This is a genomic window from Methanolobus halotolerans, from assembly GCF_004745425.1.
GTDB lineage: Archaea > Halobacteriota > Methanosarcinia > Methanosarcinales > Methanosarcinaceae > Methanolobus > Methanolobus halotolerans.
Map to the genome: position 1 here is coordinate 1 of NZ_PGGK01000017.1, position 23,612 is coordinate 23,612.

Below are 23,612 nucleotides of genomic sequence, written 5' to 3' on the forward strand. Positions count from 1 at the left end.
CAAACATAGTTCGATTTGCTACAGAAAGTGATGTAGCAAAGGGGAATACTGGCATCCCCAAAGCGGCAATGGTTAGAAAGCAATCAACCGTAGAACCCCACGCACTTTAGTCGTGGGAGTGTGTCAGTTCGGTGTGCAAGAGACTGAAAAGATTGTATTTTGAAAAAACACGGAAAATAGTAATGTATCTGCGGAGTTTTTTGAACATCATTTTATTATTTAATCTGTTAATAAATATAGATTCTCCTTATATTATTTCTTTCCGTTATTACGATGATGATTGTACGAGTTTACAACATCGGATAGCTCTTTATGGGTGTGTTCATGAACATGCAAGTGAATATGTCCATCCTTACCTTCAATGGTCCTTGTTAGGATTTGGATGGCTTCATCAAAAGACAACGGAAGATCATCCGACGAGTATCCAAAGCAATTCAATACTTTAAAAAGTTTGAAAACATCAGGTGCTTCCAGATTATTCTCTCTCAGAAGCTCCCAGTCAGAGAAAATCTTTCTTGGTGAACCTTCAGCAACTATTCTGCGATTGAGTACATAGACACGATTGGCAAGTTCCGGCAGTGCATTGACATCGTGCATGGCAATTATCGTGGTTATACCATCACGCTCATTCAGTTCATTTATCAGACTTATAAAATCAGCACGACTCTTCGGGTCAAGGTTTGCCGTGGGCTCGTCCAGTACAAGCACTTTAGGCTCCATTGAAAGTACTGCAGCAAGTGCTAGCCTTTTTTTCTGTCCATAACTTAAATTGTGAGGGACTTTCGTTTCGAAACCCTCAAGACCTACCTTTAAAAGGGCCTTGATTACCCGCTTCTTAACTTCATTTTCTTCAAGCCCCATGTTGACAGGTCCGAAAGCTACATCATCAAACACCGTTGGCATGAAAAGCTGGTCATCAGGATCCTGGAAAACAACACCGACCTCATGGATTCTCTCTTCAATTCTCATTTCAGAAATAGACCTTCCAAAAACAGTGATATTACCAGCCGGATTTTTTATGGTTCCGTTGAGGTGAAGGAAAAATGTGGTTTTACCAGCACCGTTGGGGCCTACTACCACGACCTTCTCACCTTTATAGATTGTGAGATCTATTCCTTCAAGAGCCTTCGTACCGTCTGAATATGAATAACTCAAACCTTCTACCTTTACTGCTTCTATCATATTAATACCAGTTGATAAGATGCACAGAGACAGCGATCAACACCATACATGTGCTTAATACATAATCCTTTGTGCTCATTTTAAAATTTATAAGAGCCCTTGGTCTGCCCGAATATCCCTTGGAGACCATGGCCTGGTATACTCTGCTTGTGCGGTCATAGCTTTTTATGATCAGCATACCCAGAATATTTCCGAATATGGAAAGGCCATGATAATTAGCCTTTAATCTGAAACCCTTACACTGCATAGATTCCCACATCCGGCTGAATTCATCTATTATAACGAAGATATAACGATAAGTGAACATAAGCATCTGGACCAGCATGCCGGGAACCCTGAGTGCATACAATGCTTTCATGGTCATATCGAACCTTGTAGTCGCCAGCATAGTAAAAGCAAGTGTTACCGCCGCAAGTGCCCTTATAATGATCAGAGAAGCATATGCCAAACCTTCAGTTGAAACAGATATCCCACTGATGTTCATCAGCTCCTCACCATCTACCGTAAGAGGCATGATAAGCAACAGAGGAAAAAGAAAAAAGAAAACCATTCTTATTCTCTTCAGTGCAAAGCCCATTGGTAATCTGGATACCAGTAATATTAAGATTGAGAACAAAAAGCCGTACAGGGCGATTTTCAGATCATCCACAAAAGCAAAAGAGAAAATAAGCAAAGTAAAAGTTAACATCTTGGCGCGAGGATCGAAACGATGGATGGGCGAATTCAGTGATGCAAAAGCATCTATTTCCGGATATTCCATTAAGTGCCACCTTTGAACTATTGGCCCTTGGATTTCCTTGATGAAAAATACAGTGCCAGACCTGCGATTCCAATAATATATCCAAAACCTGCAACAACGCTAGCAGATAAAGGCAATTCAGCATTTTCTGTTTCTGCAGCTGAACCACCCGCAAGATTGAAGGTCTTTTCACTCTTGTGACCGCTTTCAGAAACAACCACCCTGTATTCGGATACACCGAGCTTTGGAGTGAAATAGAACAACCCATTCGAATCGGTCCTGTCCTCAATGTACAGCTCCTCTTCTCCGTTTTTTATAGCGTAGACAGAAACATCCGCATTGGGCATGGGATCTCCCCCACCGAACCAGGCTTTTATCTCAACTTCCGTGATCTGCTCCTGAACATAGACCCGATGTGCCGAAACCCCCGGCATAAGAAGCATCAGGACCATGCCCAGTAAAACTAGAATCCTTGTTAATTTTAGATGATCCATCAGTTCAAACCTCCGTATCCACTGGCAAAAGTTCCGGCCTTACCTTCAAGAGAAAAGACACTACAGAGCCAGTGATAATCCCCTCAATTACCATTACAGGGAGATGAGCGATCAAAGCTGCATAAGCAACTTCCCTGAACTCCTCTCCGGTACTTATTAGTATGAAAGCAAGAAAGATGCCTGAAAGCAGTATTCCCAACGCACCGCACAGGGCACCCATAAATGCAACATTGATTCCTTTTCTATAGCCAAACCTGAACGTCCAGTATGAAATAAGGGCAGGTATACCTATAATAACATTGTTGGCTCCGATAGTTGTAATGCCCCCATGCTGAAAAAGGAAGGCCTGCAATGTAAGACCAACCAACATTGCAGGGAACGCAAAGACTCCAAGCACAACCCCCATGAGCCCGTTAAGAAGGAGATGGACACTTGTCGGGCCAATGGATATGTGAATAAGAGAAGCTACAAAAAAGGTACCTGTAATGATAGAGATCTTTGGGATCTGTTCAGCCATATCATACTTGTATTTGCAGCGCCAGAGGATTAAAGCGCTTAACACCAGCGTTATTGCCCAGCCGGCAGCAACAACCGAGAAAGACAACACACCATCTGAAATATGCATAATAATTACCTCATTGATATCATGAATTATGAATTTGTCTCAAATTCATATGAACTTGATTGGTAATGAATAACAACGTATAAAAAAGAAGTGATAGGGATTAGATATCCCTTCTCAATTAACCTATTCTTTCCTCATTATGGTATAAAGTGCGCCAAGAATGCCTGCAAAAGCAATTGATGCAACAAATCCGGGAGCACTTGCTGTTGTCTGACCTGATGAAGCATCATTTTCATCTGATGCCTGTTCATTTGCGCCAGAAGCAACACTCTTCTCAGGGAAAGATTCGATTACAGGGACGATGAACACACCCCTTACCGGCTGGCCCTCCTCAGGTTCCATCGTTGCCCCAACAAACCAGATTCCCGGTTCATCCAGAGTATAGAGGAAATCACCATTGTCGTTGGTCTTTGTGAGTCTGGTAAATACCATAGGTGCATCGTAGGGGAACTTCTCCTCAGCAGCCTCCACGATCTTAATACCGTCCTCCAGGGTGTGGTATATCTCCACTTCGACATCAGCTCCTGTCAGGGAAGCACCATTATTCAATGCCTTTCCGGCAAATACAAATCCCTCTTCCATACCATAAGGCCTCATGTAGGGGATGATCTCGGTGTCCTGATCTACCTCTGCATCCCATCCGACCCACATCTCCTCACCGGAGTGGATGACCGCCTTGGTAAAGTCCACCATGTCTTCGTCCACATCCTCGTATTTTACAGAGATCACCGAATCTCCCATTTGGTCAACTGTAAAAGATGTTTTGTATGCGACAAACGTACCCATGTGTCCTTCCTCATCCATTCCGTCAACGCTTATCTCCTCAACTGTGAGTTGCTCGACCGTGCTGTCAGGTTTGGTTACCGTGATTTCCGGTATGGTGGACATATCGAAGAGTATGTGTTCGTAAGGATGACCCCACATGATGTAGATTTCCTTTGTATCGCCAAGCTGTGCAATATAGTCATCCGGAGTCACATCCCATATAGTATCTTCGCTGTCGCTTGGGAATACCATTGTAAAGTGTGCACCTGCAATACCTGATGTCCAAAGAACAATTCCTGTTAGCACCAACAAAGAAAAGATATTTAGTTTCAAATAGAACCTCCTATGATCATATCTGTTAAACCTAGTGACAGTAATACAAAATAAATAGTTTTTGCTACATAATTTGTGCACAACAATATATTGTAATAACTTATCGTACTAATCAAGAATACTTTCATAAACACAACACACCAGAAATTGAAGAGCAAATGATTTTTACCTTATGTGCTAATTACAGGAAAGTACTAATTCTGGATAAATTGCCATGACAACATTCTCACCTGTTATCGCTGCAAAGGCCCTCTGGCAGATGCGGATCAGAAAAAGACCCTTCGTACTCTCCCATGCCATCAACACCAGATGCAATATGAAATGCAGGTTCTGCGAGTACTGGAAAGAGAGCGGCCCGGAAATGGAACTCGAAGACATATTTAATCTGTTAGATGAGGCAAGGGCCTTTGGCATACTCGCCTATAATGCCTGGACAGTTGAGCCGCTGCTCAGAGAGGACCTGCCAGAGATACTGGCACATGCCAGGGGCCTGGGGATGATAACCTCCCTCATAACCAATGGACTGTTGCTGGAAAAAAGAGCAGTAGAGCTTGAGAACCTTGACTACCTTTCAGTGTCTGTGGACGGCACCTCCAGTTACAGGGAAATAAGAGGAGTGGAATTTGACAGGATACTGCCAGGCATCATCAAGGCAAAGGAGAATATGATCAACCCCTTGCTCCTGAACTGTGTGATCAGCGGGAAGAATCTTGATGATATAGAAGAACTCTTGCAGCTTGCCATGGACCTGAATGTAAAGATATCATTCGAACCCATGTATGAATTCGGGAATATCGGAAATGATACCTGGGACGATCTTGGCATCCGGGACATGGAAAAGTATCGCAGGGTTGTTGACGGGATAATTGAAAAGAAAAAGCAGGGATATCCGATTATCAACTCTATCACTTATCTGGAAATGGCGAGGGACCTGAAAACCACATATTCATGCCATGCCAGTGATATTATACTGGATGTTGCCGCAGACGGGAGTATTGAGAACTGCCGGGTCCACAGGGAACCTATCGGGCATATAAGGGAAGGAATTGCGAATGTATGGGAGGCAACCAGAGAAAAGAGGAAAAAAACCTCAAATGAGTGCCAGAAATGCCTTTTCTTCGGATACGTGGAAAACAGCCTTATGTATGATTTCAACCTGGAGGTCATGAGACATTACGAGTGGATGTAGCCGCTACTTGTGGAGTCCTGACGTCTATCCTGTCGCCATTTCTAAGCCCAAGTACCGATGCCGCACTTCCCTGGTTCACGGCGATCTCAAGAAAACCATGACTCCCTGTAAGTGACAATGGCTCCCCCACATCCACGAGTCCGTATGTATGCATAAATGGCATATCCCTGCCAGACACCTTCACCACTTCACCAAAATGAACCAGATCCGATACTACGGTTCCGGGTATGTTGGTGATTACATTTCCGAAATCATCAATGTAGATAACTTCACCTGAAACAGAATTTACCCCTACCTCAACATTTCCAAAATCCAGATGCACATAGTCATCAGTCTTTTCTCCTGCACGTTCAGGCGCCACGCCTCCCGAAAGATAAGCACCTATACGGGCAAATACGTCCCTGCCATGGAAAGTTGTAGAAACATCCCCCAGTAATTCTGTACCCTTTATCCGGTAGACCTGCATATCCCCGAGCCTCAAAGCCGCCGGGACCATCAGGCCATTGTCCGGGCCTACAAAAAATTGACCACCGGAGGATATGACTATTGAATTACGCTGTGTACCCACACCCGGGTCCACGACGGCAACATGTACCGTCCCCTTTGGGAAATAATCCACCACTGTGTATAGTGCAAACGCACCGGCACGTATGTCAGCATGCCGTACCGAGTGGGTGATATCCACTATTTGTGTTCCGGGCTCCATCCCGAGAATTACCGCCTTGAGAGATGCGGGATAGAGTGAACCGAAATCTGTTGTAAGGGTCACAATTGTCATAACTGCTTATTTGCCCGTCCTTAGAAAATAAGTGTTTGCCATTGGAGACGGATCAAGCCACAGTATGAGCAAAATGCCACCAGTTAAAGAAGGTGGCCTTCTTGCTCCGATCTGAAAAAAAATGCAGTAAGTTAAAAAAAGAAATGAGAGAAAGTGATGCTATCACTTTGCAAGGTTGTAGCTCTTGTTGACAATCTTGAGTGCGCAGAAGTCACCGCACATGGTACATGCGTCTTCATCTTCAGGTGCTCTGCTACTTCTTATCTCTCTTGCGAGTTCTTCATCAAGACATAGACCGAACATTTTCTCCCAGTCAAGGTCCCTGCGTGCCCTGCCCATTGCAAGATCCCAGTTACGGCTTTCCTTGTTCTTGACCATGTCACCGACGTGAGCTGCTATCCTTGATGTCTTGACACCCTCAACAACGTCTTCGAGATTTGGAAGTGCAAGGTGTTCTGCCGGTGTTACGTAGCAGAGGAAGTCACAGCCTGCTGCTGCTGAAGTTGCTGCACCGATAGCTGTTACGATGTGGTCACGGCCTGCGCCGATATCAGACACAAGAGGACCAAGCATGTAGAACGGTTTTCCGCCGCTCATTGATTTCATGAGCTTGACATTCATCTCGACCTCGTCCAGTGGTACGTGTCCCGGCCCTTCAACAATGACCTGAAGGTCGTATTTATCGTGTGCTTTCTGTGCGCACTCTGAGTTGATGATCAATTCCTGGATCTGTGCTCTGTCGGTTGCATCATGGATGGCACCTGCACGCATTCCATTTCCTGTTGACAGGGTTACTTCGTGCTCCTTGAGAATCTCACACAGATAATCGAAATCTGCAAAAAGCGGGTTCTCCTTCTGGTTATGAAGCATCCATGTGCTCATGAAAGCTCCGCCACGGGAACAAAGACCGCCGAATCTTCCGTGTGCCTTCAACCTGTCAAGGACAATGTTGTTGATACCAGTGTGGATAGCCATGAAGTTCGTACCGAGCTTCGCCTGTTCCTCTGTTGCATGCCAGAGATCGTCTTCTGTCATGTGAACAATGGAACCGTCCCTCTTTGCTGCGGTGATGAATGCCTGGTAGAGTGGCACTGAACCTACCGGAAGGGATATTGCATCACAAACCTTTTTCCTGATACCAAGGAAATCTCCACCGGTACCCAGCTCCATAAGTGTGTCTGCACCAGCTGCTTCTGCTGCCTTGGCCTTTTTAACTTCCATTTCTTCATCAACAATATCCGATGATGCACCAATGGATGCATTGACCTTTGTCCTGAGTCCCTCACCGATACCGCATATCCGGATGTCCCTGTAAGGGGTCATGGGGATTACAATTCTTCCTGCAGCAATTCCACGTCTGATGAATTCAGGATCTTTGCCTTCTTCTTTGGCAACGATCTTCATCTCTTCTGTGATCTTACCATTCTTTGCATCTGTTACTATTGTCATGATCTGTTCCTCGGTATTTGATGTACCTTAGAATATCCAGATCGTATATAACACTTTTTAAAAAACTAACTTTAGCTAAAGTCAAGTTTAGTTTAGTGCATTGGAATATTAAACTTTAAGATTGCAATTCAAATAGAAATAAGACAGAAAACAGCATCATGCAAACTATTGAGTGATCGGAACATAGATAAGATGATTTACCACTTATTTTAAACAAGTAAAGTATATCTTATAAGTACTCATAAAAACTTGAATTGGCCATTAAAGATGCAACAAAAGCAGAAAAGAACAGAATGAAAGAGAGGAAAAATAATCTATTCATTCATATCTTCTGAAAGTTTACGCAGTGCACGCATGTGTTCCCTGTGGAGGGAAACGACAAGGTCGCTCAGCATACCAAACACAAACATCTGGAAACCGGCAATTATGAGAAGAGCCGTAAGTACGCTGAGTGGAATACGAGTGATGCCCTGTAGCCATTCGGAAATCACGAAAAGACCCGTAATAAAGCCGGCCAGGATAAAAAACCCGCCGATCAACCCGAAATAGAACATAGGATTATGCATTTTTGCCATTTTATAGATGGTTCTGGCAATCCTGAACCCGTCTTTCACCGGATTGAGCTTAGTGCTGGCTTTTGAATGTCTTTCCAGATAGGAGATCGGGACCACTTCGATCCTGTGATCCCTTTTAACGCTTTCAATTGTCATCTCAGACTCTATCTCAAAGCCGATTTCCTGTAGTTCAAAAGATTTTATCGCCCTGCGGGTATAACCCCTGTAGCCGGAAAGTATATCGTCGAGCCATTGACCGTATGCGAAACCGAAGAATTTATTGAGAATGCGATTACCCATACGGTTCAGGCGTGTAAAGGCCCCGGCATCATAGTCAGCAAACCTGTTGCCTATGACCTGGTCGGCAAGGCCTTCCCTGAGAGGTTTCAGAACTACGTGTATATCACTTGCCAGATAGGTACCATCCCCGTCTATCATGACAACATAATCACTGTTAATCAGTTCAAAGGCCTCCTGGATGGCCTGACCCTTGCCCCTGCCACTCTGGACAACGACTTCTGCACCTTCCGCTTCAGCGATATCGCGCGTCCTGTCTGAACTATGTCCATCTATAACGAGAATATTGTCGAAACCTTCGGACCTGAAATCCTTTATAAGCTGTCCGATAGTGGCCTCTTCGTTTAACGCTGGTATAAGGACACAAACATCTTCGTTTGACAAAGAACTCACATTTGTCCTTTTTAGAGCAGTCCCATACTGTCTAGTTGCTGTCTTACGACTTCAACACCCTGCTCACAGTTCTCAGGGGATTTACCACCTGTAACCACCAGTTTGCCTGAGCTGAAGATCAGTACTACGACCTTCGGATCATCAATACGGTAGACAAGTCCCGGGAACTGTTCGGGTTCATATTCAATGTTCTCAAGACCAAGACCTATTGCGATTGCATTCAGATTGAGCACTGCCTGAAGGTCAGCAGAAGCAACGATGTTCTGTACGGTGATTTCAGGATCATCTATGGTCTTGATGCCAATACCATTGAGCTTTTTTGCCATATTGCCTATTACAGTGTGGACATCAGCTACGTTCTTTGCCCCTGTGCATACCACCTTTCCAGATGTGAAGACCAAAAATGCAGCCTTGGGGTCAGAAACCCTGTACACAAGTCCGGGGAACTTCTGTTTATTATACTCAGCGCCCTCGAATTCTGCCTCTATCTTGGTAAGGTCGAACTCCTCTGCAAGTTTAGTAGATGCTACTACATTTTCAATCTTTATGTTATAATCTGACATGGTATATCCTCGTATTTAAAGCGGAGTAATATTCAGCAATTGAGTATATAAACTTATACCCTCTTATTTATATAGCTTTTTAAATAGATGCACAGAATTTACAAGATACCTATAATACAAACAGTATATCCGGATAAAGATCAAGATTCAAAATCCTTCATGCCAGCTATCACAGCATCATATTTCTTACATACCCTCTCGATAAGATCACCATCAAGATTCCGATGTGTTGGCACCATTATATCAGCCCCTTCGCTCACATCCAGCCCTTCCCCGGACAGACCATAATCAGGTGCTATGACAATCCCGTCCGCAGAAACCCCGATACGCAAGTCACTTACGATGCGTGCAACCATATCGGTTGTCGGTTTTACTTTCTTACTGAATACAAGAGCTTTAGAAACGTACCTTTCCCTCATATCCTCTATCAGTTCGATATTATCCCGCACTTTCCCGGGGTCCGAAACATTTTCCAGGGACCTGATCGCAGCGACAAGGTCGTCGAAGGTTGTAGATCCGACCTCGATGATCTCACCATCGTAATGTTTGCTGACCTGCTCGGTATATCCCCTGGATATCACCAGTTTATACACATCTGCAAGTTCCTCCAGCTCCTCTTCAGTAGGCTTGTATGCATCGATCACCCTGAAATCCCTGATACCACACATTTCCATAAGGGATGCATACATCGGAGTCACACCAACGAACCTGCGGCCAAGCCATTTATTGAGACCACTTTGGCCACTCTGCACCTTTGAGAGTTCCACGATCTTTTTCTTAACAAGTTCAGGATCATTGGATTCAAGTCCGAAGTAGTCAGCGAAGAGAGGAGTCGTACGGAGCAGTTTAGTCCTGCCATGGGGCACAGCCTCCACAAGTCCTCTCTCTTTAAGCTCACGTATATGATCATAGGCCGAGTTACCCCTCATATCGATGAGCTCAGACTGGATAAGGGGTTGATGGTAAGCGATCATCGAAAGCGTACGAAGCATGGGCGCACTCAGTTCCTTTGGAGCCAGTGGCCTCACAATGTCAGCATATTCGGGTTTGACCTGCATTACATAGCGTTCCCCGAGATCCAGTATCTCAACACCGCTTTCACGACCTGCATATTCACTGATCAGTTTTCCGATGAAAGGAGCGACCTGCCTTTTGGGTTTGCCCACCAGTTTTGATAAGATTGCTATGTCAAGTGCCGACCCTGCAGCAAACAGAGCCGCTTCAATTATTTCCCTGTCTTTCATGATCCATACACATCTATCAGGCAATAATTCCCATATTGTCGGCCGGATATACATACAGTTCACCGAACAATTCTTTTTGTGACAGCCACACCTTTTTTTCAGTAGCCAGGAAAAGAAGGGACACATAAGTCATTATATTCTCGGAACGGTTGTCAACCATTAGATCGGAAAGTACTACGAACTCCTTTTCAGCCAGGTCTCTGGTGAGCCTTTCACCGAGTGTTTTTACACGCCCGAGGATATCTTCCTCATGGGCTATCCCGAGTACCTCATCCGTAGTGACAAAAGACCTTTCTTCAATTTTGCGACGGACCCTACGGTCCTTCCTTCTGGTCTCGACCTTCTCTGCTTTCTGAAGCTCCAGGATGAGCTCCTGCAACGTAACAGGACGGGTGGCCCGCCGCCTTATGGGGAGTTTTGGAACAGGATACTCCTCAACATCATAGAAATCAAGTTCATCTTCGAGCATCTCAAGGTCATTCTCATCCTCTTGATCCTGCACTATACCCGTGGATTTCATTCGCAGAAGGATTGATGCATATAACAGGGTCCTGCCGGATATCCGAAGATCCGTCATCTGCATCTGCTCTATGCGCTCAAGGAACATATCGGTCACATTCATGATATCGATATCCCAGGGATTGATATCTCCATTCTTGGCAAGGTTCATAAGAATCTCGACCGGCTCACTGAGCACGTCATCTGAGAATTCAAGCAGAGACTCATCTACACCAAGCGACCGGAGAGTCTCCATGAATTCAGGATCGATGGTACCAGGAAGAGGAATCTCCGTTAAAGGAACTACTTCCACAGACTGACCAATGTCCGCATCTTCAATGACTTCATTCAACGCAACTTCACTCCCGTGATACTTGTGATATTATTTTCCTGCATGGCGACACCTATTGTCCGTTCTGCAGCCTCTATCATTGGTTTCCTGAGGGAGACCACGATGAATTGTGCATCAGCAACAGCTTTTTTAACACGTTGTGCAACCCTTCCTGCATTGGCACCGTCCAGGAACATATCGATCTCGTCAAATGCATAAAATGGAGCAGGACGATACTGCTGGATGGCAAATACAAAGGAAAGAGCTGTCAGGCTCTTCTCTCCTCCGGACATTGCCTCAAGGCGCTGTAATGTCTTTTCTTTTGGTTGTGCTTTAAGGGTCAGTCCTCCTGAAAAAGGATCGTCATAACTGTCAAGCACAAGCGCTCCTGTACCGTCCGAAAGCTCATTGAATATTTCCTTAAAGGGCTCGTTTATTCCATGATATGTGACCATAAAGGTATCTTTTTTAAGCTCTTCGTACTGCTTTATTCTTTCAAGGATCTGTTCCCTTTCCGTTGAAAGAGTGTCACGCCGTGTGACAAGCTCGTTAAGCCTCAGTTCCACTTCATCATACTCATCGATGGCACGCATATTCACAGGTTCGAGCTTCTCCATCGCCTTTTCAATTGAAGATATCCTTGTGCGCACGGTCTCATAGTTCGGGACCTCCTCACTTTCCTCGATACCACGCCTGAGAAGCTCTTCACTTAGTTCCTCTATCTGCTCTTCAAGTGCAGCCTTCGTGGCATCCAGCGCAAGTTTCTGACGATTGGCTTCGACATGTTTTGATCTGGCCTCATCGAACAGTTTCTTCACGGAGATGTGTTCAGCATGCAGCCGGGCGCGTTCCTGCTGGAGTTCCTTTAGCTCTTCTGCGAGTTCAGCCTCACGCTGTCTTTTCTCCAGAAGCGCACCTTCCAGTTCACCGATCTGCTCGTTCAACTGCTTAACACGTTGTTTATGAGTAGACTTCTTTTCATCCATAGCCCTGATCAGTTCCCGGTTCTCTTCTATCTTTGAAGTCGAGTAGTCCCTGTCGAGTTTCAATGCGTTGACATCCGATTCGATATCCCGTACCCTGCCATCAAGATGCCGGATCTGCTCGTCAAGCTGCTCTGCCTGCCGGCTGAGTTCCGGAACCTCGGATCCTGCAAGTTTTTCTTCAAGTTTGGATATATCATCCTCCAGAGATTCAACAAGCATGCTCTTTTGCTCTTTAAGTGAAACAACAGTCTCCATCTCTTCCCGCATTTCCTTACGGGAGACCTCTATCTCAAGGAGTTCGGAATTCTTTGATTCAATGAGCTGGGAAAGGCGTTCACCACGTCCGGCGATCTCCTCGATAAACATCTCCTTTTTCGATATATCATTATCATGGTCATGGATCTCGCGGTTCACCTGTGCGATATGGCTCTCGATCTGGTCGAGTTTCTTTATAGCCGTGCTTCGCCTGGAATCGTACTCAGTGATCTTTTCCGCAAGTTTTACGAGCTTATCCTTCTCGGAAGCCGCAAATGAGAGACCGCTTGATCGCTGTTTCGAACCTCCCACCATGGCACCGCTCTTCTCGACTACATCACCTTCAAGTGTCACCATCCTCAGGCCGCCCATCAGACGACGGGCATTTGTCAGGGTGTCGACGATAAGCGTGTCCCTGAAAACGTACCAGAAGGCGGGTTCGAACTTAGGGTCAAAGTCAATGAGGTCCAGAGCATAGCCGATCACTCCTTCCCTGTCAGAGAGATTCTTATATGGCCTGCGTTGCTCCAACTTGTTCAGGGGCAAAAATGTTGCTCTTCCACCCCTTCCACGTTTGAGAAAATCGATCGCGCGAGCTCCGTCTTCGTCATTCTCAACAACAATGGCCTGCATCCTTCCACCTGCAGATATCTCAAGGGCTGTGGAATATTTCTGATCCACACTTCCAAGTTCGGCAATGGTCCCGTATATACCAGGCAATCCATGGTGTTTTTTCTCATTCATCACCATTTCGACTGCCTTAGAATAGTTGCTGTGGTCCTCAGATGCCCTTACACGGACCTCGATACGTGCATAATCCTTCTCGTAGGTGCGCAGTTCATTCTCAAGGTCCTTGATAACAGACTGTATCTGAGCACGGTTACGTTCGAGATCATCGATATCCCTGGTCAGTGTGTCTATTTTCTCATTCAGTTTTTCAATGTCATATTTTACCGATAGAGTGTCACTGTCAGAAGACTTGGCTTTGGACTTTGCATCCTCTATCTCACTTTCGATATCCCTCACTTCAGCAGACTTTCGCCGGAGTGCATCCAGTAACCGGTCCTCCTGACGCATCAACTCATTCTTTTCGTTCTTTGCAAGTTCAAGCCCGGACTTCAGCCCGGAAACCTCATCCCGGGTCTGTGCAAATTTGGCATCAACATCAGCAATCTTGCTCTGCAGGATCACCCTTTCAGTCTTGCGTTCCGACATCTCGGCAAGGATACCGTCTTTGCGCACGGATTCCTCGGATATCCGCCCGTCGAGTTCTTCAAGCCTGCCTTTGATCTCATCGATCTCGACAAAGGTCTTCCTTCTTCTGGACTCGATATCCTCCATCTCATTGTCTGCAAGCTCGATGCTGCCATTGCAGCGTGATATCTCACCCCTTATCTCCTCAATGTCCTTCTTGACCCGGATCTGCTCGTCCTCTCCCATTTTGTGGATAGTGGAAGTCATATCTTCCAGGGCGTTCTCCAGTTCCTCTACTTTTTTCTGGCGTTCCTCAAGTGCCTGACCAAGCTTATCAAGCACACCTTCCTTTGACAGGATATCAGCTCCCACAGAATCCAGTTCGACCTTTGCATCCTTGAGCTTTGCAAGGAGTACAAAACCCTCGAATTTCATCTTCTCTTCTTTGAGGGACTGATAATTGAGTGCCTGATCACGCTCAGCCTTAAGTTTTACGAGTTGCTGACCGACCTCTTCGATGATGATATCGACCCTTTCGACCCTCTCACGAACGATCTCAAGCTCGTTTAGTGCGCGGTCTTTCTTACTATCGAACTCTGCGACACCTGCAATCTCATCTATGATCTTCCGTCTTTCCACAGGAGTCATATTGATTATGCGAGTAACATCACCCTGCATAACCACATTATAACCTTCAGGAGTCACACCTGCCTTTGCCAGGTGGTTATGGACATCCGTGAGACTGACAGCCTTGCCATTGAAGTAAAAATAGCTGTAATAGCCGCTATCTGTTTCACGTATCTTCCTGGTGATCGATATCTCATCACTGGCGATTGGCATCGTACGATCCGTATTATCGAACTTGATGGTAACCTGGGCAAAATCAGGTTTCCTGGAACTGTCACCATTGTAGATAAGATCGGTGAGCTTTTCAGCCCTCATGGTCCTGGAGCTGGAAAGCCCGAGCACGAAAAGGACACCGTCTATAATATTAGACTTGCCGCTACCGTTAGGTCCGGAAATTGTGGTAAAGCCTTCAAAAAACGGGATCTTTACCTTTTTACCGAAGGATTTGAAGTTGATGAACTCAATTTCCTTGATATGCACGTGTTTCCCCTTTTATTAATAAAGGTCTTATAATGCCGGACAAGGACTATTTCCTGCGGGTGATAATAATCACTGCATCTTCATCATCCCGAGCTTCAACGGTCTCATATTCTGTTTCAGTCTGCCTGCGTGCACTCTCTTCTTCGGCAACGATATAATCACATGGCTCACGTTGCCCCTCCCCGTTATTGCGCACTTTCCGTTCCTCATCGGTCTCGGCAACTATATACTCAGAAGGTGGCTCAGGCTCCTGCACCCCTGGCTGAAAAGCAGGAGCAGCATCACGCACTTTAAAACGTAAATTCGAAGGACGAGAGGCAGGAGCACTGTTTTGTGAAACTTCGGGCTCATCGGTTGATCTTATGGACACCTTAGAGCTGGCCCTGCTGACAGGAGCAGCCATTTCCGGCGGAGCATGAGGCGTGATCGGAGCAGTGATCACCGGAGTTTCGGAATAAACAGGCTCAGAGGAAGGACCGGGCGCCCTTACCGGATCAGCAGGTTCATTTTCAGGCCGATATAGCCGGGGCTCCGTGTTCTCCATGGCCTTCCCGGGAGCAGGTGTGATCTCCTGTGGCTTAGTCTCCTCTTTCCTGTGGCTGGAAACGGAAAGTTCTCCAATGGAACGAAGCATGGATTTCTGGTCAAGGAGTTCATCCATTATCCCATTCAGATTGCTTGTCAGTGCCTGAACCTTATGTTCAAGCTGAACAATGCGGTTGTTGATATCCATATCGGTTTTCAGGTCGCTCCTTATTTCCCGGAGGATAGAATCACGTAAATTGATCTTTATATCCTCGATTTCCGTCTCTTTTTCCTTTAACTGGCGCTCAAGCCGTTCAATTATAAAGTCTCTGTTTTCAGAATTCATTAAATACCTCGCAAATCCATTCGGTCCCTCATTAAGTGTTTCAAAAATCTTGCGTTAATATATGGGTAAAAGTATAATATAATTTATGGTTGTAATTATCATTTTTCCAGGTTTTACAGCTTTTCCGGTCAAAGAACCCATCATAAGCCTGAACCTATTTAGCATAAATTGATGAGCTATTGGAGATCGGGTCCTTCTCCACCATAAAAACGTTATCTGCAGAGTCGATCAATGATTCATCATGGGATACTACCAGAATCTGCCCCACACCAATGTCGCGCATCATATCTATGAGTTTGATAAGCTGTTGCACATGTCCCCGGTCCAGGAAGACCGTAGGTTCATCCATTATAAGTGGTGGAAGCCCTGAGTCTTCCCCCGATATACCCAAAGAGAGAAGGCGGTATATGGCGCATCTGAGTACCAGATTGAATATGGCCCTTTCCCCGCCGCTCAACAGTTTAGGTTCAAGGGGAGTTCCATTCTTCTCAAACACAGTCAGATTATATTCATGATCAAGCCTGATATGCGAGTAGGCATTGTTCGAATACATGAAAGCGAATATCTCGTTGATAAGAGCATCCAGGATGCCTATGTTATTCGAGCGTAATTCCGCACGGACACGCATGTACATAGCCTCCAGACCTTCTGCATCCTCATAAACTGCATTCAGGTAAGCGGCCTTGTTTCTGAGGACCTCAAGCGTCTTTTTAAGCTCGCTCATGCGCTTCAGATCACTCTCAACCATTCCGGCCTGCTTTGTCAGACCTTCCCTTTCCGCTGTTAATTTCCCGATCTGCAAATTTATGTTCCTGAAAGCGTTTTCATAATCATTTAACAGGGATTCGAGTTTAGTAATATCAAGCCCGCCCATCTGTTCATCAACTTCTGCAAGATGGGCCCTTTTGTCAGCGGCCTGACTGTCAAAAAGCGAGATCATCTCACGAATACCCGTTATCCTCTCCTCCATCTTGTTTATGTCGGATACGGCCTTTTCGATCTCAAGAAGATTGTTTCGCACATTCCTTGCGACCTTAAGGTTTTCAAGGGACCTTTCATGTTCCTTGCGAGATGTCCCAGCATCCTGCTCCAGTTGAGAGACTTTGCTCTTAAGCTCTTTCAGAGAACTTTCAAGATACGTTTTTTGTGAAAGAATCTCCTCTTTCTTTTTTTCGTGATCTGCAATATTAAACTGGTATTCTTCCAGTAACTTTTTCTGGTTAGATATCTGATCATTCAGGGACTTTATCTCACGTGTTTGGTACTCTATCTCGGTTTTATGCACCCTGGCTTCCTTTACCCTGCCAAGTTTAGACTCCAGATCTTCCTGCTTCTTCTTCAACCCAGACAGATCCACAGTAAGTTCCTTTTGCTTAAGCAGATCTGCCCGGCTTGTCTCTTCGATGACCGAGCCATGAAGGTCCTGGCTACAGGTCGGACACTTACCTTTGCTCAACAATTCCCCGGACTTTTTGATTCTCTCCTGCAGATCAGCAATCTTCACCGCGATCTCCCTCTCCTTTCCATAAAGGTTCTTTAGCTGGTCACTCACCAGATCGAATATCTCTTCGATGTTCTCCAGCTTTTCAGGAGTGAGGCCCATGGATTCAATCGTTGACAGAACTGCAGACCTTTTTGTCCCGGAGTCTTCGACCATCTTTTGTAGTTTTTTGATCCCGGCCTCCACAGAAGAGATCTTTTCCCGGACCTGAACTCCGGATTTTTCCAGCTGGACAGTTTGCTTTTTATTCTCTTCTATGGAGGTGGACAGGCCTGATAGCTCCTTTTCATGGACCGCTTTGTCCTTGTTGATGTCACTTAATTTGTCCCTCATTAAGCGCTCTTTACGATCCAGGTCCGATATCACAGCTTCAATATCATCATTATCTGTGGCATCCAGCTTCAATCGCATCTCTTCGGTGCTCTTTGCCGTCTTTTCAACAGTATCTTTCCGGGATCCTATATCCTTAGATATGGATTCTATCTGGGCATAGGCCTGCGTTCTTTTCTCACCGAACCCTTTTATCTGCGCCTGGATAGAACTCTTCTTATCTGCAAGTTCCCGGAACCTGGATATCTTCTGTGAGGTCTCATCTTTCAGAGATAGTGCACGGTCCCTTTTTTCATTAAGAGAGGTGATGGAATCCTCAAGTCCCCTGGAACGCGAAAGCAGTTCTGCCAGCCTTTCGGCAGGTTTTGAATCCTCAAGTTCCTGTATATCGGCTGTCATGTCCCTGATATGCCGTTCAGAATCCCTCTGATGGCGACCCACGCCAATACGTGCGCTGGATGCACGTTCCCTGTATTCTTCCAGTTTACCAAGTTTTAGCAGGTCATCAATCATCCTCTGTCTGTCCCTGGGCTTTGAATTTATCAGGACATCGATCTCCCCCTGTCTAATATAGACACAGTTCCTGTAGGCTTCCTCGTCCATATTAAGGAGAGACTTGACAGCTTCATAGGTACGGGACGCCTGGTCGAAGATAATCTCCCCGTTCTTTTTAAGAATAGCACTGGTATTGGAAGCACGGCCCTTTTCCGGGTCGTTCCTGAAGGTCTGCTCAATAGAATAGTCATTTCCATTCTGCTCGAATTCAAGCACTATAGATGCTCTGGTCGCACCTTTGCGTATTAGATCAGAGAGCACGAAGTCCTTATCAAGTGTCTTACTTCCGAAAAGGCAGGTGAAGCAGGCCTCAAGAAGACTGGACTTGCCACTGCCGTTAACTCCCGAGACCACAGTCACACCATTCTCAAAGGAGAGATCCAGGCTTTCATAGCTCCTTATGTTCTGGATCGTCAGCCTTTTTATCATCATAGGTAGTCACCAAGATTATACTGCCTGGGTTTGTGGTCTGTTTTCTCTTTTGAAGCTTGTTTTTCTTCAGAAGGTGATGTATCCTTTTTTACTTCTTCTTTTGCCCCTTCGTGGGCTTTTATACCACTTTCAGGCATATCCTTTTCATATTCTGTGGCAGGCGCATCTTCTTCACAAGCGTATTCCTGTTGTGAACCTGCCATCTTTTCAACCACGGTTTCAGACGAAGTAGTCAGCCCCTGAACGGCATTGACCTCCTCTGTAGAAAGCTCAGCCAGTTGCCCGATGCTTTCTGTGATATGTTCTTCGACAGGCTTTCCGGCTTTACAAATAGTATCAACTTCATTATGAGCTAGTACCGTCACCTCAGGCCTTTCCTCTATAGATGCGGGAAGTTCATCAGTTACCTTGGACCTGGATACAACAATATCAGAGAAATCAGTACTGTCCATTAGTTTCCCCAGCTTTTTTTCCACTTCAGCATCGACCTTTGTCTTTACTACTGTCGGGTCCCTGACAATCTCATCCACCATTAGACCGCCATCAGTAAGATGCATTTTTCTAATCTCCTCCTTTACCGCATCATCCGGGTCGGCAAAAGAAACAGGCATCCGGGCATCATCCAGAGATATCTCGCCTGTCCGGAGGTCCCTGATACCCGGGACAAGGGCTTTGCGGGAGAGCAGGAACTTCTCCACCTCGCTGAATATGACTTTGACACCGGGGTCTCCCGATATATTGATAAAGACGACCTTTTCCTCTATGTCGTGCTCCTTTATAGCTGCAAATATCTCATCATAGGCATCTGAATCCTTTTCAAGATGGACCGGAATGAAAACGAACTCCCTTGTCGGAATGATACGTCTGCTGATATCCACTCCTGCCTCACTTACAGATATTATATTGTAAGAGCGCGGCTCCCGCTCAGAAGTGCTGTTGCGCTCGGTACTGCCGCAATACGTTACCCAGACATTGTCCACTTTAATTATTTCGTGTTTATGGTTATCTCCAAGGAGCACTGCGTCCACATTGAACGGCAGGGCATCTATGACTTCATGCATATCCCATTCCCCGAACGGGAAAGGTTTCATGAGCTGATGCATCACAAGAAGATTATGCCGTGCGTCGGCAGGCGTATCATCAAACACTGTATAATCAAACAAAGGTATGCGGGATCTGGGAACACTGTCTATACCATATATCGCCACGCCTCCCAGCTTAAAAGGTGTGGTTCCAAGGCGTGTGACAAGCCCCATAGTTCCGAAAAGGTCCAGCCATTGGGTACTCTGTTTGCTCTCATGATTCCCCACGATCGCCAGCAGAGGTATATCGGCACTTTTCAGTTTTGAGAAGAGCTCCATCGCCCCGAGTATATCATCCAGTGTAGGGTTCCTTGAATCGAAAAGATCACCGGCATGCACTACTGCATCCGCCTTCGCCTCAATGGCATCATCTATTACCCTGGAAAAGGCGTCCATGAAATCCTGTCTGCGCGCTTCACTATGATACTGGCGATAACCTAAATGTGTATCCCCGGTGTGGATAATCCTTATCTCATCCATCAGGAGGTATCATATGCGCTCCCCGCTTTTAAGATTGCCTGTCCACGCAGAAGCAGGCAACTTCATTACATAATTAAATTTAACTTAGAGTTACTTTGTCGGATTATAAATAACCATTTATTTTTATACAATGGGTAAGTATATTAAAAATGGGAATTATGGATACTAAAGGTCAGATCACCATAGATTATCTTATCGGTATCACAGTTTTTTTATTTGCAGTTGTATTTGTGTTCAGTTATACTTCCGGGATCTTTACACCCTTCCAGTCCAATTCCGACGAAGTTACCCTGATTGCTGACAGGATATCCACAACTATTGTGGAAAAAAGGATGAGTGCAATGGATGAGACAGTTCCCAATCTTGTCAGCGGAGCAAGAGTTGATGAATTCTTTACAGAACTTAATACAAGTTATGATTCCACTCTGGACTCACTGGGCATGAACGGCAGTTACCTTCGATATGACCTCAATATCACATTAGAGAATGGTACGTCCCTAATCGATTCGGCAGGAGAGATAATTCCTGCAGAGGTCAACGTGGGACAGACAAAAAGAGTAGTCCTGTACAGGAATGAGAGTACAGGGAACACCGAACTTCTTATCATGTCCTTCAGGGTGTGGTAAAATCAAAATAAAATCATCCTCTCTTACAAAATATGATCAAAATGGTCAGATGCATACCCTTGAAGCCATCATGGCTGCAATGATAATGTTTGCGATTATAGTTTTCACAGTACAGGCAACTTCACTTACTCCTCTCACATCTTCCACGGCCAATGCTCACATAGAAGCCCAGCTCCAGACAATGGGGCAGGACATGCTCAATGCCCTTTCATATTCAGCCTATGGCAATGATTCTGATCTGAAGACGGATATACTGAACTGGGACGGCGAGCAGTACGTCTGGAACGGGACAGCCTACAGGACAGTAAGATCGCCAACTTACGAACTTCAATCCAGTTCGCTTGCCCGGACACTCGAATTCATCGCAGTCAGGAGAGGTATCGCCCATAATGTACATTTCAGCTGGGTAAATGAAGAAGGCATCGCCGTATCTCACAGATACATCTACAACGGAGACCCTTCGAATAACGCTGTAATGATATCTAAAAAAGTCCAATTATCCGATGCCGACGTAGACAAAACGACGGGTTTCGAGGCACAAACAGGCGTACCGGATGCAAGTAATGAAACGGACTTTTACAATATTATCAACGTAAAGATGACACTCTGGAGGATGTAGTGATCCCATGAAAAAGCTAGATGATTCCGCCCAGTTGCTACTGATCGCAGGGTTTGCCATCGGTGTAGGCATAGTTGTAATTACAGTTATGCTGAACAACGTGATATATGCCAGCAACATGGCGTCGGAATCAAGCATTGATACCTCCCGCTACGATATTGCAAATGCCATCCAGACCACTACAGAGGCATATCAGGATGCCTACATTTACAGTAGGCAAAACGGGAATAACAGTACTCTCTATGAAGAATACATTAATTCCTATACAAGAAAAGTCAGTCAGAACTATGCAACAGGAGGCTTTACCTTCCACCTGCAGAACCATAATTATTCAGAACCTTACTACACTCACAACGGGCTTGCAGGCGGGAAAGGGAACTGGACCCTGGTGAATAATGTAAACACAACTGAATCGTTCTTTATCACCCCAAAAACATCCACAATGGGAAATGAGTCAAATCCACTTGTCTTCGAAGCGGTAAATCAGAGCGGGAGCAGCTTGTGGTCCATCAAGATGTATAATTCAAGTGGCAATGTAAACATAACCGTCACAGTCGGTTCACTAGCACCTAACTACAGTAACAATACCGGAAGTAATCCCGAGCTTAATATAACAGGCAATAAAATCAATAATGAGACTTTTATTTTCAACTATTCTGCCTCCACGGAAGGCCAGGATTATTCAATAAACATCTATAACGCCAGCAATACCATTGGCATGTGCACAATATCCGGAAACCTCACATCAGGCCGGTCATTTACGCTGATGAGGCACAATGTGGCTAACCCTACCCTGAAGATGAGTTCCAGCCGGATGAGCGTCAACCGGACGGTGCCGGTCCTCCTGCCGGGAGGAATACCATGAAAGGACTATCCGGCGATGAGAATGCCGTATCCGTTCCGATTGGGTTCATACTCACATTCTCCATAACGGTCCTCGTGCTGGTAGTTACTCTGACATCATTCTATTCAATGATGGACCAGGCAGAGCAGACAGTGATGCGCGATGAGTTCGAGATTCACGGAAGCGATATTGCTGTCCGTATAGCAGCTATAGATACAACAGTTGCCATAGCAGAAGATGCCGGCTCCGGTATTCAGGAGATCAGTTACAGACTATCCCTGCCGGACAGGATTGCAGGAAAGGAATATTCAATAGAGTTCTCAAATATTACAAATGATATTATCATCGCATCTGAGGAAAGGGATGAAACCAGAGTTAAGGTACCTTATTCCACTGAAGATACAACAGTTACCCCAACCACGCTTTACAGTTCAAAGGGCGAATACCTGATAGTTTACAACCCGATCACCAATACCATTGACATATCCTGAGGATGAGTGCATGGACAGCAGGAAAAAGAAAGGAAAAAGCATTGTTGAATCCGAAGATGCTCTTTCGGAAGTACTTGGGTTCAGCCTCACCCTTGGGTTGATGGTCCTGGCACTTGCCGTAATTGGTGTTGCAGGATATCCTATGCTCGATCAGATGCAGGAAAGAGGACATCTGCTCAACATAGAACAGAGTTTCTCGGTACTGCAGCCAAACATCAACAAAGTGGCATACGGAAAAGCACCATCCCAATCGGTGGAGCTTAAGATGTACGGAAGCCAGGTATCGGCAACAGGTACCAGTTATATGAATATGAGTATGCAAGCATGGAACAGTACGAGTTCGGATTACGACACTCCTTCTCTGGAAAGACAGATGAGAAAGATAGAGAACCAGTATGGAGAAAATTTCATTGCCTATGAGAACACCGGGGTATGGGCCAGATATCCACAAGGAGGGTCAGTGATCATCTCAAAACCTGATTTTGCATATCACGACAATGTATTACTTGTCCCGATGGTCACCATTTCAGGTTCGAAGAGCGTGTCAGGTACAGGGCTGACACGTGTGATCTCCCAGGGCGGACAGACATCTGTGTCGGTGTACGAGAATGTATCAGCTGTCACCATAACCCTAACCAGCGATTACTACGAAAGTTGGGGAAGATACCTTAATGAAACGCTGGAAATGGACATAAACAATGTGGACTCCGGGAATAATACCATATCTGCAAGCCGGAATTATAATCCTGGCATAGATGTGATTGTAACATTATCCCCGATGAGTGTAACTATAGAGTAGAAGGTG

21 protein-coding genes are annotated in these 23,612 nt (G+C 45.5%); 6 read left to right on the forward strand and 15 right to left on the reverse strand.

The genetic code is table 11. The features are described from left to right. Positions 1-252 precede the first annotated feature (252 nt). The 5 genes from CUN85_RS11450 to CUN85_RS11470 form a co-directional block, all read right to left on the reverse strand. A complete protein-coding gene (locus CUN85_RS11450) occupies positions 253-1,182 on the reverse strand; it encodes an energy-coupling factor ABC transporter ATP-binding protein (RefSeq protein WP_135390455.1) in 930 nt (309 codons plus the stop codon). 1 nt (position 1,183) lies between these two features. Next, positions 1,184-1,942, reverse strand: coding sequence for a cobalt ECF transporter T component CbiQ (gene cbiQ / locus CUN85_RS11455; protein WP_135390456.1), 759 nt, complete (start codon positions 1,940-1,942; stop codon positions 1,184-1,186). 17 nt (positions 1,943-1,959) lie between these two features. Next, positions 1,960-2,415, reverse strand: a complete 456-nt coding sequence (locus CUN85_RS11460) for a carboxypeptidase-like regulatory domain-containing protein (protein WP_135390457.1) — start codon at positions 2,413-2,415, stop codon at positions 1,960-1,962. A gap of 4 nt (positions 2,416-2,419) precedes the next feature. Continuing rightward, positions 2,420-3,040 carry a cobalt transporter CbiM gene (gene cbiM, locus CUN85_RS11465; protein WP_135390458.1) on the reverse strand — a complete coding sequence of 207 codons (621 nt, stop codon included), beginning with the start codon at positions 3,038-3,040 and terminating at the stop codon, positions 2,420-2,422. Positions 3,041-3,163: 123 nt separating this feature from the next. After that, on the reverse strand, positions 3,164-4,138 hold the full coding sequence (locus CUN85_RS11470; protein ID WP_235856317.1) for a DUF4198 domain-containing protein: 975 nt from the start codon (positions 4,136-4,138) through the stop codon (positions 3,164-3,166). Between the two features lie 214 nt (positions 4,139-4,352). On the opposite strand from CUN85_RS11470, the gene CUN85_RS11475 reads away from it, so the two are divergent. Then, the gene (locus CUN85_RS11475; RefSeq protein ID WP_135390459.1) at positions 4,353-5,327 is read left to right on the forward strand and encodes a radical SAM protein; all 975 of its coding nucleotides are present in this window, start codon (positions 4,353-4,355) and stop codon (positions 5,325-5,327) included. Here CUN85_RS11475 and CUN85_RS11480 read toward each other — a convergent pair. The 10 genes from CUN85_RS11480 to CUN85_RS11525 form a co-directional block, all read right to left on the reverse strand. Next, complete coding sequence (locus CUN85_RS11480; protein WP_135390460.1) at positions 5,302-6,105, reverse strand: SAM hydrolase/SAM-dependent halogenase family protein; 804 nt, start codon at positions 6,103-6,105, stop codon at positions 5,302-5,304. The genes CUN85_RS11475 and CUN85_RS11480 overlap by 26 nt on opposite strands. 162 nt (positions 6,106-6,267) lie before the next feature. Continuing rightward, positions 6,268-7,554 carry a phosphomethylpyrimidine synthase ThiC gene (gene thiC / locus CUN85_RS11485; RefSeq protein ID WP_135390461.1) on the reverse strand — a complete coding sequence of 429 codons (1,287 nt, stop codon included), beginning with the start codon at positions 7,552-7,554 and terminating at the stop codon, positions 6,268-6,270. 314 nt (positions 7,555-7,868) lie between these two features. Further along, entirely contained in the window at positions 7,869-8,789 is a 921-nt protein-coding gene (aglJ, locus tag CUN85_RS11490) for an S-layer glycoprotein N-glycosyltransferase AglJ (RefSeq protein ID WP_135390462.1), read from the reverse strand. Positions 8,790-8,809: 20 nt separating this feature from the next. Continuing rightward, positions 8,810-9,361 (reverse strand): TATA-box-binding protein, encoded by a 552-nt coding sequence (locus tag CUN85_RS11495; protein WP_135390463.1) that lies wholly within the window; start codon positions 9,359-9,361, stop codon positions 8,810-8,812. A 140-nt stretch (positions 9,362-9,501) separates the two neighbouring features. Continuing rightward, the gene (gene scpB / locus CUN85_RS11500; protein WP_135390464.1) at positions 9,502-10,605 is read right to left on the reverse strand and encodes an SMC-Scp complex subunit ScpB; all 1,104 of its coding nucleotides are present in this window, start codon (positions 10,603-10,605) and stop codon (positions 9,502-9,504) included. Positions 10,606-10,621: 16 nt separating this feature from the next. After that, positions 10,622-11,455 carry a segregation and condensation protein A gene (locus CUN85_RS11505; protein ID WP_135390465.1) on the reverse strand — a complete coding sequence of 278 codons (834 nt, stop codon included), beginning with the start codon at positions 11,453-11,455 and terminating at the stop codon, positions 10,622-10,624. After that, positions 11,452-14,976 carry a chromosome segregation protein SMC gene (gene smc / locus CUN85_RS11510; RefSeq protein WP_135390466.1) on the reverse strand — a complete coding sequence of 1,175 codons (3,525 nt, stop codon included), beginning with the start codon at positions 14,974-14,976 and terminating at the stop codon, positions 11,452-11,454. Before smc ends, CUN85_RS11505 begins: the two co-directional genes overlap by 4 nt. Positions 14,977-15,022: 46 nt before the next feature. Continuing rightward, a complete protein-coding gene (locus CUN85_RS11515) occupies positions 15,023-15,847 on the reverse strand; it encodes a hypothetical protein (protein ID WP_135390467.1) in 825 nt (274 codons plus the stop codon). Positions 15,848-16,001: 154 nt separating this feature from the next. Continuing rightward, positions 16,002-18,665, reverse strand: a complete 2,664-nt coding sequence (locus tag CUN85_RS11520; protein ID WP_135390468.1) for an AAA family ATPase — start codon at positions 18,663-18,665, stop codon at positions 16,002-16,004. Next, positions 18,662-20,227: a metallophosphoesterase family protein gene (locus CUN85_RS11525; protein WP_235856318.1), complete on the reverse strand. Its 1,566-nt coding sequence runs from the start codon at positions 20,225-20,227 to the stop codon at positions 18,662-18,664. The genes CUN85_RS11520 and CUN85_RS11525 overlap by 4 nt, the downstream gene beginning before the upstream one ends. A gap of 149 nt (positions 20,228-20,376) precedes the next feature. Between CUN85_RS11525 and CUN85_RS11530 the strand changes: the two genes are divergently transcribed. The 5 genes from CUN85_RS11530 to CUN85_RS11550 are packed head-to-tail and all read left to right on the forward strand — an operon-like array spanning position 20,377 to position 23,606. Then, the gene (locus CUN85_RS11530) at positions 20,377-20,853 is read left to right on the forward strand and encodes a DUF7287 family protein (RefSeq protein ID WP_235856319.1); all 477 of its coding nucleotides are present in this window, start codon (positions 20,377-20,379) and stop codon (positions 20,851-20,853) included. 49 nt (positions 20,854-20,902) lie between these two features. Continuing rightward, complete coding sequence (locus CUN85_RS11535) at positions 20,903-21,472, forward strand: DUF7288 family protein (protein WP_135390470.1); 570 nt, start codon at positions 20,903-20,905, stop codon at positions 21,470-21,472. Positions 21,473-21,479: 7 nt separating this feature from the next. Further along, positions 21,480-22,337, forward strand: coding sequence for a hypothetical protein (locus tag CUN85_RS11540; protein WP_135390471.1), 858 nt, complete (start codon positions 21,480-21,482; stop codon positions 22,335-22,337). Then, complete coding sequence (locus CUN85_RS11545; protein ID WP_135390472.1) at positions 22,334-22,807, forward strand: DUF7266 family protein; 474 nt, start codon at positions 22,334-22,336, stop codon at positions 22,805-22,807. Before CUN85_RS11540 ends, CUN85_RS11545 begins: the two co-directional genes overlap by 4 nt. Positions 22,808-22,817: 10 nt before the next feature. Next, positions 22,818-23,606, forward strand: a complete 789-nt coding sequence (locus CUN85_RS11550) for a DUF7289 family protein (protein WP_135390473.1) — start codon at positions 22,818-22,820, stop codon at positions 23,604-23,606. Positions 23,607-23,612: the final 6 nt, after the last annotated feature.